A 12,857-nucleotide genomic window follows, 5' to 3' on the forward strand; every position below is an offset into this window, starting at 1 on the left:
TTTAATTTATTCACTCGTTTAATTTAATATGTATGGATCAGAAAATTATTGACCTGTTTGATGAGTACACACATAAACCCTTGAAAAGGGAAGTATTTTTAGCCAAGTTGAGTAAACTGGCTGGAGGAACTGCAGCTGCTCTGGCTATTTTACCCTTATTGGAAGGCAATTATGCTATGGCCAACCAGGTATCTGTTCAAGATGCCGATTTACTGATGGAGGAAATATCATATCCTTCCAAAAACTGCACCATGAAAGGTTATTTAGTACAACCTAAATTGGCCAAAGGTAAATTAGGTGCTGTATTAGTGATTCATGAAAATCGTGGATTAACTCCACATATCAAGGATGTTACCAGGAGAATTGCCAAAGCAGGATATATCGCCCTGGGTATCGATGCACTATCTCCTTTTGGTGGCACCCCAAATAATGAAGACGAAGGAAGAGCTTTATTTGTCAAATTGGATGTGGTTCAGAATTTAGAAAACATTAAAAGTGGACTCGATTATCTTCGTGGCTTGAAAAATAGTAATAAGAAAACGGGTGTAGTTGGTTTTTGCTGGGGTGGAGGCATGGTGAATTCCATGGCTGTGATGGATCCAGAATTAAATGCGGCAGTGGCTTATTATGGTAGGCAAGCCGAGGTAGCAGATGTTCCCAAGATAAAAGCGAAGCTTATGTTGCACTATGCTGGTATGGATGAAAGAATCAATGCTGGTATCCCAGCTTTTGAGGAGGCCCTAAAAAGTAATAAAAAGGATTATCAGCTATTTGTGTATGAAGGTGCGCAGCATGCTTTTAACAATGATTCCTCTCCTGCCAGGTACAATGCCGAAGTGGCTAAATTAGCCTGGACTAGAACCATGGGACTATTTGATCAAATTTTAAAATAAAAAGGCACAGAGGGAGGCGATGGTCTCCCTCTTTCAATAAATAAATGAATGAGGATTTCTTTATACGAATAATTAGTAAGTTTGGGAGTATAAATTTCATTTTTCCGAGGGTTTTTAAGCTTATTTAGGTGCTGTAAATCAATTTTTTAACTCCACATTAAGAAAAAGAAAAATTGCTATTTTTTATATCAAAATTGAAGGTATATTTGCAGCCGCTTCTTGAAATATTTCAAGAAAACAGCAATAAATAGTACAATTTTTTGCATTAATTGCATTCTTACGATAAACAGTTTCGCTTGGTAATAATTTTACGCTCCCGCAATTCATAATGGAACAAAAACACAAAAACACGGCTACTGCAGCTGGACTGCTCGTGGCCATGGGTATCATCTACGGAGATATTGGGACATCGCCGTTGTATGTAATGCAAGCCATCATAGGAAATGACCCTATCAATGAGCTTATGATCTTGGGCGGATTGTCTTGTATATTTTGGACGTTGACACTTCAAACTACTTTAAAATATGTCGTATTAATTCTCCGTGCAGACAATAAAGGGGAGGGAGGAATATTTGCGTTATTTGCATTGGTTCGTCGCCATGCCAAATGGCTTACTCTTCCTGCCATCATAGGAGGTGCCACTTTGCTGGCGGATGGTATCATTACACCTCCCATTTCAGTTTCTTCTGCCGTAGAGGGATTGAAAATGCTAAAAACCAAGGAAGGTTTGCCCTATGTAACAGACACTGTACCCATCGTATTGGTGATTTTAACGGGTTTATTTATTTTTCAAATACTAGGCACCAAGGTAGTAGGTAAATTATTTGGTCCTATCATGTTATTATGGTTCAGTATGTTGGCCGTAACGGGATTACTTTGGATAGAAAATGATTGGAGTATCTTGAGAGCGGTTTCTCCACATTATGCCTGGGAATTGTTGACATCACATCAAGCAGGAACAGCCGGTTTTTGGACATTAGGTGCAGTGTTTTTATGTACTACTGGAGCCGAGGCTTTGTATTCGGATTTAGGGCACTGTGGAAGAGATAATATCCGTATCAGCTGGGTTTTTGTTAAGATTGCTTTATTACTTCAGTATTTTGGACAAGGAGCATGGTTATTGCACCATCAAGGCATGTTGTTGGCAGGAAGAAAACCGATATTCGAATTACTTCCAAGAGAGTTTCTATTTACTGGAATTTGTATTGCCACGGCAGCTGCCGTAATTGCCAGTCAGGCTTTGATTTCAGGTTCTTTTACTCTCATTTCAGAAGCTATTCGTTTAAACTTTTGGCCTAAAGTACGGTTGATCTATCCATCTGATCAAAAGGGTCAATTGTACGTTCCTTCCATCAACATCTTTTTATGGTTGGGTTGTGTAGGCGTAGTACTATGGTTCAAAGAATCTTCTAATATGGAGGCTGCCTATGGTTTAGCGATTACCTTGACTATGCTCATGACGACCTCCTTGATGGCTTATTACCTACATATCAAGAAAATTGACATGTGGTGGATACTTCTGTTTTTGGTGGTTTATATTTCTCTGGAGGGAGCTTTTTTAGTAGCCAACTTGCAGAAGTTTTCGCATGGTGGTTATGTGTCTTTATTCATTGCCGGCATCATTTTATTAGTGATGTATGTTTGGTTCCGCGCTACTCGTATCAAAAAAGATTTGACTGAATATGAGAAATTGGCGGATTATGTGGAGCCATTGAAGGAATTAAGCCGAGATGAAACTATTCCAAAATATGCCACCCACTTGGTATTTATGTCCAATGCCGGTCGAGTTTCCGATATCGAATCCAAGATTATTTATTCCATCTTTCAAAGACGGCCGAAACGTGCCGATATCTATTGGTTTGTACATGTGGATACTTTGGATGAACCTTATACCATGGACTACAAGGTGACGGTAATCGAACCTGATGACATCATTAAGGTGAATTTCAAATTAGGTTTCCGGGTGGAACAGCGGATTAATTTATATTTTAGGAAAGTGGTAGAAGAAATGGTGGCCAGGGGAGAAGTGGATATCACCTCCCGTTATAAGTCATTGAATGAACAAAATGTCATTGGTGATTTCCGCTTTGTGGTTTTGGAGAAATTTCTTTCATTTGATAATGAATTACCTTTGATGGACCGACTGGTGATGAAGTTTTATTTCTTCTTGAAACAGTTTATGAATTCAGAAGATAAATGGTTTGGTTTAGATAGTGATGCGGTGAAATTGGAAAAAGTACCGTTGATTATTAAACCTATTTCAAAATGTAATTTGAGACGCGTAGATTAATATGAGCACGATATTCAGTAGAATTATTTCAGGTGAAATCCCTTGCCATAAAATTGCAGAAAATGAGCAATTTCTAGCTTTTTTGGACGTCATGCCTTTGGTGGAAGGGCATGTCTTGGTGGTTCCTAAACAAGAAATAGATTACATCTTTGATTTGTCTCCAGATCAATTGGGCGGTATCATGCAATTTGCTCAAACCGTTGCCCCTGCGATACGTAAGGCAATTCCATGCAAAAGAATTGGAGTAGCTGTTATAGGTTTGGAGGTGCCGCATGCTCACGTACATTTAGTGCCCATGAATACAGCCAATGACTTGAACTTTACTCAAGCCAAATTGCAAGTTAGTCAGGAGTCACTCGCTAAAACAGCGGAATTGATTCGTTCCTTTTTGTAATTATTTTAAAAAGGTCTTTAATTTATTCATCTCAGCCTGAGGATTGGCCTTTTCATAAACGATGGCATATACGGCCTCTATGATAGGTAATTGTATATGATGTTGTCTTGAAATATGATAAATACTTCGTACAGCATAATACCCTTCAGCAATCATGTTCATTTCAATCTGAGCTGATTTGACAGAGTATCCTCGGCCTATCATGTTCCCAAATGTTCTATTCCTGGAAAATTGAGAATAGGCAGTTACCAATAAATCCCCTAAATAGCCAGAGCTATTTAAGTCCCGATTCGCCTCAGGATAAACCGCATCTAAAAAGATTTTAATTTCTTGCATGGCATTACTAACCAATACCGCCTGAAAATTATCTCCAAATCCTAGTCCGCGCGTGATACCACATGCCATGGCGATGATGTTTTTGATAACGGCGCAATATTCCACTCCATATAAATCATCAATGGCATGGGATTGCAAAAATCTGCTATTCAGTAAATTGGAGAAAGATTGAGCTAAAGCTATGTTGGGAGAGGCAATGGTCAAATAGGATTGTTTTTCCAAAGCAACCTCTTCCGCATGACATGGCCCAGCAATGACGCAGGTTTGTCCCAAGGGTAAATTAAATGCTCGCTCAATCCAATCTGTTACCAGTAGATTTTCTTCAGGAATCATCCCCTTGATGGCAGAAACCACTTTTCTGCCTTCAAAGTGCTTTTTATTTAGGTCTTTTAATGTGCTAGGAATAAATGCTGCAGGAACTGCTAAAATGATGTATTCAACTCCGTGCAAGGCGTCAGACATTTTATGGTAGGTCTTAACTTTTCTTGGATTGATAGCCACATCAGTTAGGTAGCTGGGGTTATGATTATATTTACGAATGAAGTCAACATCCGATTTTCTGCGTATCCACCACTTAATTTTTACTTGGTTTTCAGATAAAATCTTGACCAAGGCCGTGGCCCAACTACCTCCACCTAACACAGCAATTTGTGTGGGAATTTTTTTCTTCAGTTCTTCGATTTGACTCATACTGCAAATTTATGGCTAAAATATGATATCTGATTAGAACGAATAGGTAAGTACTCCACCGAAATTATATCCTAGACTAGGGTAGTTCAAGTAGCGCTGAAAATTTCTATTCAGCAAATTGTTCAAATTGAGGCCTAAACCTACTTTTTGATTGAAGGTAAAGTTGACATGACAATTTAAATCGAAAATCTCATTCATAGCCACTACCTTAGCTGCACTTGGACTCCAAGCGTATAGACCATTCATGTATTCGATGGTCGGAATAATGGAAAGTTTATTTCCTAACAAAATAGTACCAACCCAATTTACTTTCCAAGCTGGCCGGTGAAATGCTTTTTCCAAGTCGCCCAAAGAATCATAATTATCATAGTTAAACCTGACTGCGCTTTTGATAGAACGACTGATTTGCAAATCAAAGTTTCCAGAGAAAGTGGTGACTTGCACCTTTTTTAAACCTCCTACATAGCTCATCACAAACTGGGTTGGGTCACTGGAGGCATTGGAAATAATGGGTAAATCAGTGTACTCAGAATAGGCAATTTTAAATTCAAAGTCGATGTCCCCTGCTTTATCTTTATCCGTACGGTTAGTTCCTTTAATACCGGCATATAGATTCCCTACTTGGGAAGAGTTTTTTAACAGTATGCTGGATGCCATCCAAGGGTTTTGTCTGACATAATTTGCAAAGGTGTTAAATTGAACGTCTCCGCCCAAACCAGCAAAGAAATGGATGTAATCTAAGCTGGAAAAGTCGATTAAAAACTGAGGATAAAAACTGGAATTGGCTGGTTCTGGTCCGTCTGTAGTTTCCTGCAGAAAATGGGCACCTGCTGATACCGTCACAAAGTAATTGGAGAAGGTATAAAAAGGTCGAATTCGGGAAAAACTTCTGGTCAAAGTAAGCCCCTGAGTTTTATATTCTGACAAAATCATTTCCCCACTAATATTGATAAAGGAATTAGATTTTAATTTAATCTTCGAGTAAAATGATCCATTGCTGGTTATCTCGCTGACTTCGTCAAACTTAGATATGCGAGAGACATCCAAACTAGCATTAAAATCAAAATTGGACTTTGGTAAATTGGTGCCAAATTTCCCATAGAAATTATAGATATCATACACTAAACGCTGATCCCTAAAACTGGGTATTTTCTGGTTTGCTTCAAATCCGTAATAGTTAGATCCCAGCTGACTAAAGGCTAAATGTGTTTCTAAGTCCAATTTGCTATCTGCTCTAGATCTGCTCCATACTTTGACGTTGTTCGATTTTTTCCGAGAAAATATATCGGCAACTGGTCCTTCGGCATAAGCATCATGAGACAGGTAAACCCCTAGTCTTTGATCCGCCTTATTGAGATTTAAGTTCAAATAGGTGTAACCATAACTTCCTGCACCTACCCGAATCACATTGTTATTCAAGGAATCATTTACAAACACTTCTCCCTCTCTCGGATTAATTTTAGTCCAAGTAAGTTGATGTTCTTCTTTGCCATTCCAAGACAATGGAACCTCCACAGGTTTTTGATTAGTTTTTTTGTCGCTAAAATTGGGTAATTGAATTCTTTGCTGAGAAAGTTTTAGTTCACCTAAATTTATTTCACGATTAATTCGAATGGTATCCACTTCTTGCGAAAGGGCAACTGGCACCTGCAAGATAAAGGCGATGAATAAGAATATATATCGTTGGTAATTATTTATCATGGTCGTTTCCATCTATCTTAATCGGCTTTTAGCTTGTTTTCTGACATCGTTTTCTTTGGTCATGTTTTGGGCTAATGCCGTATAATATCCCATGGCTTTGTCTTTTTGGTCCAATGCCATCAGATTATCTGCATACAAAAGTAATGCTCTGAAATAAGTCTTTTTAGTTCTTATGTTCGTAGGAACTACTTTTCTGATTAATGTCTTATCTAATAATTCATCTAATTCTGAATGTTTCTTTTCTTGGAATAATATCTGGGCCAGCTTCAACTCGGCCTCTGCCCCCAACACAATTTGTCCTACAATGGGACTCCCAAAGTTATTCTCACTAATTCGTTGTAGCCATTTTTTGGCCAGTTCTCCTTGGTGGGCCTCTTCAGATATTTGTAAGAATTTCTGATACCAAGTATTTTTTTCATCTACTTCATACAAATCACTCCAAGTGGCTGTTAGTTGATACAAAGAGTCCAATTGATTATTTGCTAGATAAATATTGACTAAATTCTCATTCGCCATTTTTTGATGACGACTAACCTTCGTATAAGATTTGATGAATTGGAAGGCTTGAATGGCAAGGTCTGCTTGATGGCTTGACCAAGCTAATTCGCCCGAGCGTTTTGCCGCAGCTATGACCTCGGTAGCTTTAAATTTATCTTTTTTCTGTAGAATTTCCTGGTAATTGGCTATAGCTTGATTGACGTCTCCTAAGCTATCAGAACATGCAGCAATATTTTTAAGTAAGGCATTACTGTTGGTCGAATTAGGGTAGATTTTTTGGAATTCCAAGAAGGTAGTTCGGGCTACATCCCAACGTTTATTTTGGAAAAGTTCCATGCAATCTTCCCAAAACTTCTCTTCACCTCCATATTCTTGGTAATGTTTTTTAACCCATTCCACCTCCAAGTTCAATCGCTTGTACAAGTTTTTTAACTTATTGACCACACTTACTCGCAAGGTATCACCCGTATTGCTAGCCAATTGTTCCTCCTTATCTTGAATAGCCAATCTACCCCAATTCATCAGTTCTTCCCCTTGGGATAAAATGGAGAGTTTATCATAAGACTGTGAACGGAAGTCCAGCGCTCTTTTGTAGTTCGATGAGTTTTTGGAATTATTTTGTAAAATTTGAGTAAAGCCATTGATGGCCTGATATAAATTTTCTCTTCCTCCTTTTTGATATAGGCTAATCCATTGGTTTAAGGTAGCAAGTTCCTTGTTAGGTGAATTAGGGAATTCTTTTAAAAATTTTCCATACAAATCGCTAACATCCTCATAGCGTCTCAGCTTTTCTAAAATTTTGATTTTATCCCACAAAAAGATCTCTTTTTCTGAAGCATTAGCCTTTTCATAAGCCTTCTCCAAAAATGGAATAGCTTGACTTAAAATGACATTTTCTTGGTATTCACTGGATTCTTGAGTGGCATTGTATTTCCAGACTTCAATGACCTTTCTTCTAGTTTCAGCATTGGCTTTGGGTGATTGAAACAAATATGTGGCTAAACTGAGCTGAAGAGGTCTTTGTTGTTTTAAGTCGATTAAGGTATTCAATAAGGCAGATTTAATTTGAAAGGCCAGCGATAAACTATCGATACTTAATTGTCTTCCAGGATTCTCAGGTACGGGAATTTGATGGATGCCTGAATAAATTTGAACTACTTGATTCAAGTAAAATTGATACACTTTTTCTTCTTCCTTGTTGAGGGAACGATTTTTCTTGGTCATGTAAGACTGGGCCAAAATGCCATATGTTTCAGCCTGCAAAACCTTGGCCAAATAAACCAACTGCCCGTTGTAAGGATAAGCTTTCACCTCTTCAATTAAATTCAAGATTAAATCGCTTTGCTCAGTAGCTTTATTTTGGTTAAGCAATTCATTGGCTAGGAAATAAGCTCTTTCTTGGTAAGCTTTTTTGAAATCTTCTGTGGCAAGGGTATTAAAGGTGAAATATTCCTTTACTTGAAATATACCTGATGCTTGTGTACTAGACTCTTGGATGGCATGGACGATCAACGTATTCAGAGAATTCGTGTGTTTGCCCATAGGATAGTGTTGTAAATAGATTTTTGTTTTTGACAATAATTCGTCAAACAAGCCCTGGTTTTCAAGGCAAATAAGTTGGTTATAAAGGGCATCTTCTGCCAAAGCTTTATTCCAATTGATTTCCCAGGCTTTGGTCAGATTTTTTCTGGCAGAATCTAATTGGTTTTGGTGGAATTGAGCCATTCCTATTTGGTAATTAATCAATTGACTCAAGGAGTCAGACAAACTTTGAGTTTGAGCGATTTGTTGGTATAGCTTTTCACTAGCAGCATACTGGGTCGACTTAAATAATGAAAAAGCTTGTTTCAAGGAAAGGTCAACTTCGTTCGATTGATAAATGGATTTTTTCTTTTCATTCAGCGCTTGAAATTGGGCATATAGTTCGGCCGACTTTGAAAAATTGCCTTGATTAAAGTAGATATCTCCCAATAGTTTAGCGATGTCTGATTTATCTACAGGTCTCGTGTCATGAAGTACGATAGGTTCTGCATAGGCGATTAAATCCGCATATTTTTCTCGGCCCATTTGGTAATAGGCTTGGGTAATCATCGTAGGAATTTGTCGTTTAATTTTTACCCAAACGGAATCTGATAGGGGAATTTGGGCCAAATGAAAGGCTGCTTCATCGGCTTTTTTAAGATCAAAAATAGCAGCAGAATATTGTTTTAGATTGAGTTTCAACAAACCCGAGTAATAGGAGGCCGCATATGCTACCGATTCATTATCATCGTTACTCAATAATTCAAATAAGCTTAAGGCTTTGGTTTGAAGTCCAACTTGCAAATAACAAATAGCCAATTGAAATCTGATTTCAGGATCTAAAATTGAAACACGTTGTTCAATGTACTGGATTGCCTCTTGGTATTGTCCAGCTTTATAAAGGTAGCTACCAATTTCTTTGACCAAAATGGAGGTTTTTAAACTGGAAGGGTGGTTGGCAATAAAACGTTCTACTGCCACTTTAGCTCGTGAAGTATTAATGTAGAAATCGCATAAAACAATAAAAAATTCGGCATCAACGATCTCATTTGAGTTTCGGTCAAAGTCCTTGGCATTTTTTTCTAAAAAACGGGAGAACTCCATGCGGGCTGCCGCATAATTGGCAGCATTGAAATATTCTTTAGCTACTCTAAATTGCTCAGAGGCACTTTTGTTGATATTAGAATCTTGAGAAATACCCTTTTGAGGCAACAAAGCACCAATTCCTAGGTATAAGAATAGAAAAAAATAAGTAAAGAAAGGGGCTGATTTATATGCCTTTATCATGTCAATTATCAAATACTGACGTTAGTTCAAAATATATTCTTTTTTTGAAGTAACAGCTATGGCAGAACCTACCTTTTGGGTGCCTTGCAGAACAAAGCGGTGGGTCTTGAAAAAATTAGTTAATATTCCCTCAACATTGCTTTCACAATCACTATTGGCTTGGATTTCTTTGACTGTACCATCTGCTTTAATTTTAATTTTAAAGTCGATGGAACAAGCAGTAGAACCACCAGGAATTAAGCTTTGCAGGCTTTTACCTGATGGCCACTCCCAAATTCCGTTGTTCATAGGAAAAGCTGGTATAGGTGGATTGGGTTCTATTTCGGGTCCATCCGCTTGACCTTCCGTTACGTCTCCAAGAGCATCTATACGTCCTGGATTACCCTTAATCTTATCTTGTTCAGGCGGTCGAACCACTGGGTCTGGATCATCATCTGGTCTGATTTCCGGGGGTAAAAATTTGGTAGTAGTTACCTTGGGAATTTCTTTGGGAGGTGGTGGGACTAATTCCTCATGTTTTTTTACTGGGGGTGGAGGAGCTAATCGCATGACTTCTGCCGTTACTTCTCTGCTTAATTCGCTTTTATCTTGGTTGGCTTCTAGCCATAAGTGGTAACAAAATATAAGTAGTATCCCGACGGTAAATATGGCTGCCCCTTTCACCATGGATTTGAAAAGGGTAGAAGAGTAATTACGCCTTAATTGAAAAGCTCCATAGGCTTGATTCCTATGTTGAAAAACAATTTCATCTAAAGTAGTATGTTCTTCTATTTGTATAGACATAATCAATTTGGCTAACAATGCATGCTGGGTTATTCACGTATTAACGTTTAGTCATTAAAACGTAGGCAAGTTCCACATATTTTTTATGAGACTTCCTGATTTTATACGCCCCATTGGAAAGGGAAAATCTTAGGGCTTTAGGGTGTAATTATCTTTGAAAATAAATTAGGCAGACAAGTACTTTTCCAATTACCCACTCGAATTACCCATCAAGTATAAGGCAAAGCAATAGTTATTTGGGTTTTTGTTTAGGTCAACATAAAATTACTTCAAAATACGGCTTTTGGAGCTTATTTCCAATATAAATAGACCAAAGGATATAAAATTTGTATAATTGGACTTGTATTGAAGAGTAAATGATCCTTAAGAAAATCTATGTATTTCCTTTCGGGATGAAATGATTGTAGGAAATATTTTAGAACTTTGAAGGGAAAATCGGGTATATGTACAGTAGGATTCTAATAATTTTAGTCATTTTTATAAGCAGTAATGTAGTTAGTTTGGCCCAAAGGGCTAATGTTAGAGCACCTCAGGAAAAATGGGGAGGCTATGTCATTTTTGAAAAAGAAAATCATGGATTGATCGCCACGACTAAGGATGTAGGTCAGTTTGATTATAACCAAGCTATAGCTGCATGTGAAAATCTAAGTTTGAATGGATTTGATGATTGGCGATTACCTACCCAGGAAGAGTTTGAGTTGATTCATCAAAAATTGAATTTCAAAAAAATGAAGTCCAATAATATATTAAAGTCGGCCTGGTACTGGACATCTACCGAGATAGATCAACAGCATGCGGTGACTCATAATCTCAATACGGGAATGCAGACTCATTACTTCAAGCGTCTTAGTATGCGGGTTTTGGCAGTCCGGACGTTTTAAGTTATACTCCAAATTGCCTTAAGTGGTGGTCTAGGTGCTTATATAGCATATTGTTCCATTCTTTTTCCTTCAGAATGCCTAAGCTAAGCGAGGGTATGGAACAAAGTTTTTCAGCTCCCATTTTTTCAATTTCCTTGATGTAGTTTTTAAGTCGGGCTTTCTCTTTCTCAAACTCGTGGGTATCTACTTTAAGAAAAGCGGGGGCAGTGGGAGAATTTTTCTTGTAAGGTACTTCATTGGTTAAAGTTCTTTTGAGAAAAATCTGTACAAGAATACGAATATACCAAGGAGATTGTTCTGTATTTTCTCCCATAATTTGTTCATAAGGAACACATAGATGTGCCAACATTTGGGCCACATTCATCTTTCCCCAAAGACCTTGACTTTGGGCATCCAATGCATCAATTCTTTTGAAGATTTTTTCAGTGGTTTCAGGTACGAAAATAGATGGGAATGCCATAAGAATATGTTTATCGTATTAATATTAATTTTTTATACATATATTCTCAATCCCTCCATGGAAAATCACATGTTTACTCGTTGCAATATAAACACAACTTATTATTAATCAGTATGTTTGAAACTGATTTTTGTCGATTATCGGTTGATGGCTACGCTACTTAAAATGGATTGGATGATTTGAAGCGTATTGATGCCGTCTGCTTCTGCCACATAATTTAATATAATTCTGTGATTCAATACATCAGGAGCCATCTCTTTGATATCTTCTGGCAGAACATAATCGCGACCTTCTAAATAGGCCAATACTTTAGCTGCTAAATTTAAATGAATACTGGCACGGGGTGAAGCACCGAACTGGATGTAATTAGCCTCTTGAACAAGGCCGTATTCTGCTGGATTACGTGTCGCAAAAATTAATTCGATGATGTACTTTTCCAGTGTTTCGCTGATGGTTATTTGGTTGATTTCTTTCCTAATTTTCTGAATATCTTCCAAATTCATGATGGTTTTCACCTCATACTGAAAGTCCATGTTTGACATTTTGCGCATAACCTCTAATTCTTGTTCCTTGTCTAGGTAATTTAGGAAGACTTTTAGCATGAAACGGTCCACTTGGGCCTCAGGTAGTGGGAAGGTCCCTTCTTGTTCAACTGGGTTTTGTGTGGCAAGTACCAAAAATGGTTTGTCTAATGGATAGGTGGTGTCACCAATCGTCACTTGTTTTTCTGCCATGGCCTCTAGCAAAGCAGATTGAACCTTGGCAGGAGCACGGTTAATCTCATCGGCTAAAATGATTTGAGCAAAAATGGGTCCTTTTTTTACTTCAAATTCATTTTTCAAGGGATTGAAAATCATGGTGCCTACTAAGTCGGCTGGGAGTAAATCGGGGGTAAACTGAATGCGATGAAAATGCAGGTCTAAAATCTTGGCAAGGGTATTGATCGTAAGCGTTTTAGCTAGTCCTGGAACACCTTCCAACAGCACGTGTCCACCCGTAAATAAGCCTACGAGTAGCCGGTTTATCAGTCTTTCCTGCCCCACCACTACCTTACTCATCTCATTAAATAGGGCATTTATTTTTTCTCTTGGTTCCATTGTATTGATTATTAGGTGATGCCTAA

Annotated in this window: 10 protein-coding genes; 4 read left to right on the plus strand and 6 right to left on the minus strand. The window is 37.9% G+C overall.

From position 1 onward, the window contains the following. Positions 1–32 precede the first annotated feature (32 nt). The 3 genes from ESB04_RS05260 (at position 33) to ESB04_RS05270 (ending at position 3,577) form a co-directional block, all read left to right on the plus strand. On the plus strand, positions 33–893 hold the full coding sequence (locus tag ESB04_RS05260; RefSeq protein ID WP_129026682.1) for a dienelactone hydrolase family protein: 861 nt from the start codon (positions 33–35) through the stop codon (positions 891–893). A gap of 328 nt (positions 894–1,221) precedes the next feature. After that, positions 1,222–3,183 (plus strand): KUP/HAK/KT family potassium transporter, encoded by a 1,962-nt coding sequence (locus ESB04_RS05265; protein WP_235832178.1) that lies wholly within the window; start codon positions 1,222–1,224, stop codon positions 3,181–3,183. Between the two features lies 1 nt (position 3,184). Beyond that, entirely contained in the window at positions 3,185–3,577 is a 393-nt protein-coding gene (locus ESB04_RS05270; RefSeq protein WP_129026684.1) for an HIT family protein, read from the plus strand. On the opposite strand, the gene ESB04_RS05275 is transcribed toward ESB04_RS05270, so the two are convergent. Genes ESB04_RS05275 through ESB04_RS05290 form a run of 4 tightly spaced genes read right to left on the minus strand, consistent with a single transcriptional unit; the run spans position 3,578 to position 10,393 of the window. Beyond that, the gene (locus tag ESB04_RS05275) at positions 3,578–4,603 is read right to left on the minus strand and encodes an NAD(P)H-dependent glycerol-3-phosphate dehydrogenase (protein ID WP_129026685.1); all 1,026 of its coding nucleotides are present in this window, start codon (positions 4,601–4,603) and stop codon (positions 3,578–3,580) included. A gap of 33 nt (positions 4,604–4,636) precedes the next feature. Next, complete coding sequence (locus ESB04_RS05280; protein ID WP_129026686.1) at positions 4,637–6,316, minus strand: hypothetical protein; 1,680 nt, start codon at positions 6,314–6,316, stop codon at positions 4,637–4,639. Beyond that, positions 6,317–9,610: a tetratricopeptide repeat protein gene (locus ESB04_RS05285; protein ID WP_129026687.1), complete on the minus strand. Its 3,294-nt coding sequence runs from the start codon at positions 9,608–9,610 to the stop codon at positions 6,317–6,319. 21 nt (positions 9,611–9,631) lie between these two features. Further along, a complete protein-coding gene (locus ESB04_RS05290; RefSeq protein WP_129026688.1) occupies positions 9,632–10,393 on the minus strand; it encodes a hypothetical protein in 762 nt (253 codons plus the stop codon). Between the two features lie 443 nt (positions 10,394–10,836). On the opposite strand from ESB04_RS05290, the gene ESB04_RS05295 reads away from it, so the two are divergent. Further along, a complete protein-coding gene (locus ESB04_RS05295; RefSeq protein WP_129026689.1) occupies positions 10,837–11,274 on the plus strand; it encodes an Lcl domain-containing protein in 438 nt (145 codons plus the stop codon). A gap of 1 nt (position 11,275) precedes the next feature. On the opposite strand, the gene ESB04_RS05300 is transcribed toward ESB04_RS05295, so the two are convergent. Together ESB04_RS05300 and ESB04_RS05305 are read right to left on the minus strand one after the other, a co-directional pair. Beyond that, positions 11,276–11,734, minus strand: coding sequence for a DUF1569 domain-containing protein (locus ESB04_RS05300; RefSeq protein WP_129026690.1), 459 nt, complete (start codon positions 11,732–11,734; stop codon positions 11,276–11,278). A 137-nt stretch (positions 11,735–11,871) separates the two neighbouring features. After that, positions 11,872–12,831, minus strand: a complete 960-nt coding sequence (locus ESB04_RS05305) for an AAA family ATPase (protein ID WP_129026691.1) — start codon at positions 12,829–12,831, stop codon at positions 11,872–11,874. Positions 12,832–12,857 lie beyond the last annotated feature (26 nt).

The organism is Aquirufa rosea (genome assembly GCF_004118285.1).
In the GTDB taxonomy this organism is placed as follows: Bacteria; Bacteroidota; Bacteroidia; order Cytophagales; family Spirosomataceae; genus Aquirufa; species Aquirufa rosea.

Coding starts and splice junctions, on each gene's coding strand:
- ESB04_RS05260 (WP_129026682.1), top strand. CDS start 33: ATGGATCAGAAAATTATTGACCTGTTTGATGAGTACACACATAAACCC.
- ESB04_RS05265 (WP_235832178.1), top strand. CDS start 1,222: ATGGAACAAAAACACAAAAACACGGCTACTGCAGCTGGACTGCTCGTG.
- ESB04_RS05270 (WP_129026684.1), top strand. CDS start 3,185: ATGAGCACGATATTCAGTAGAATTATTTCAGGTGAAATCCCTTGCCAT.
- ESB04_RS05275 (WP_129026685.1), bottom strand. CDS start 4,603: ATGAGTCAAATCGAAGAACTGAAGAAAAAAATTCCCACACAAATTGCT.
- ESB04_RS05280 (WP_129026686.1), bottom strand. CDS start 6,316: ATGGAAACGACCATGATAAATAATTACCAACGATATATATTCTTATTC.
- ESB04_RS05285 (WP_129026687.1), bottom strand. CDS start 9,610: ATGATAAAGGCATATAAATCAGCCCCTTTCTTTACTTATTTTTTTCTA.
- ESB04_RS05290 (WP_129026688.1), bottom strand. CDS start 10,393: ATGTCTATACAAATAGAAGAACATACTACTTTAGATGAAATTGTTTTT.
- ESB04_RS05295 (WP_129026689.1), top strand. CDS start 10,837: ATGTACAGTAGGATTCTAATAATTTTAGTCATTTTTATAAGCAGTAAT.
- ESB04_RS05300 (WP_129026690.1), bottom strand. CDS start 11,734: ATGGCATTCCCATCTATTTTCGTACCTGAAACCACTGAAAAAATCTTC.
- ESB04_RS05305 (WP_129026691.1), bottom strand. CDS start 12,831: ATGGAACCAAGAGAAAAAATAAATGCCCTATTTAATGAGATGAGTAAG.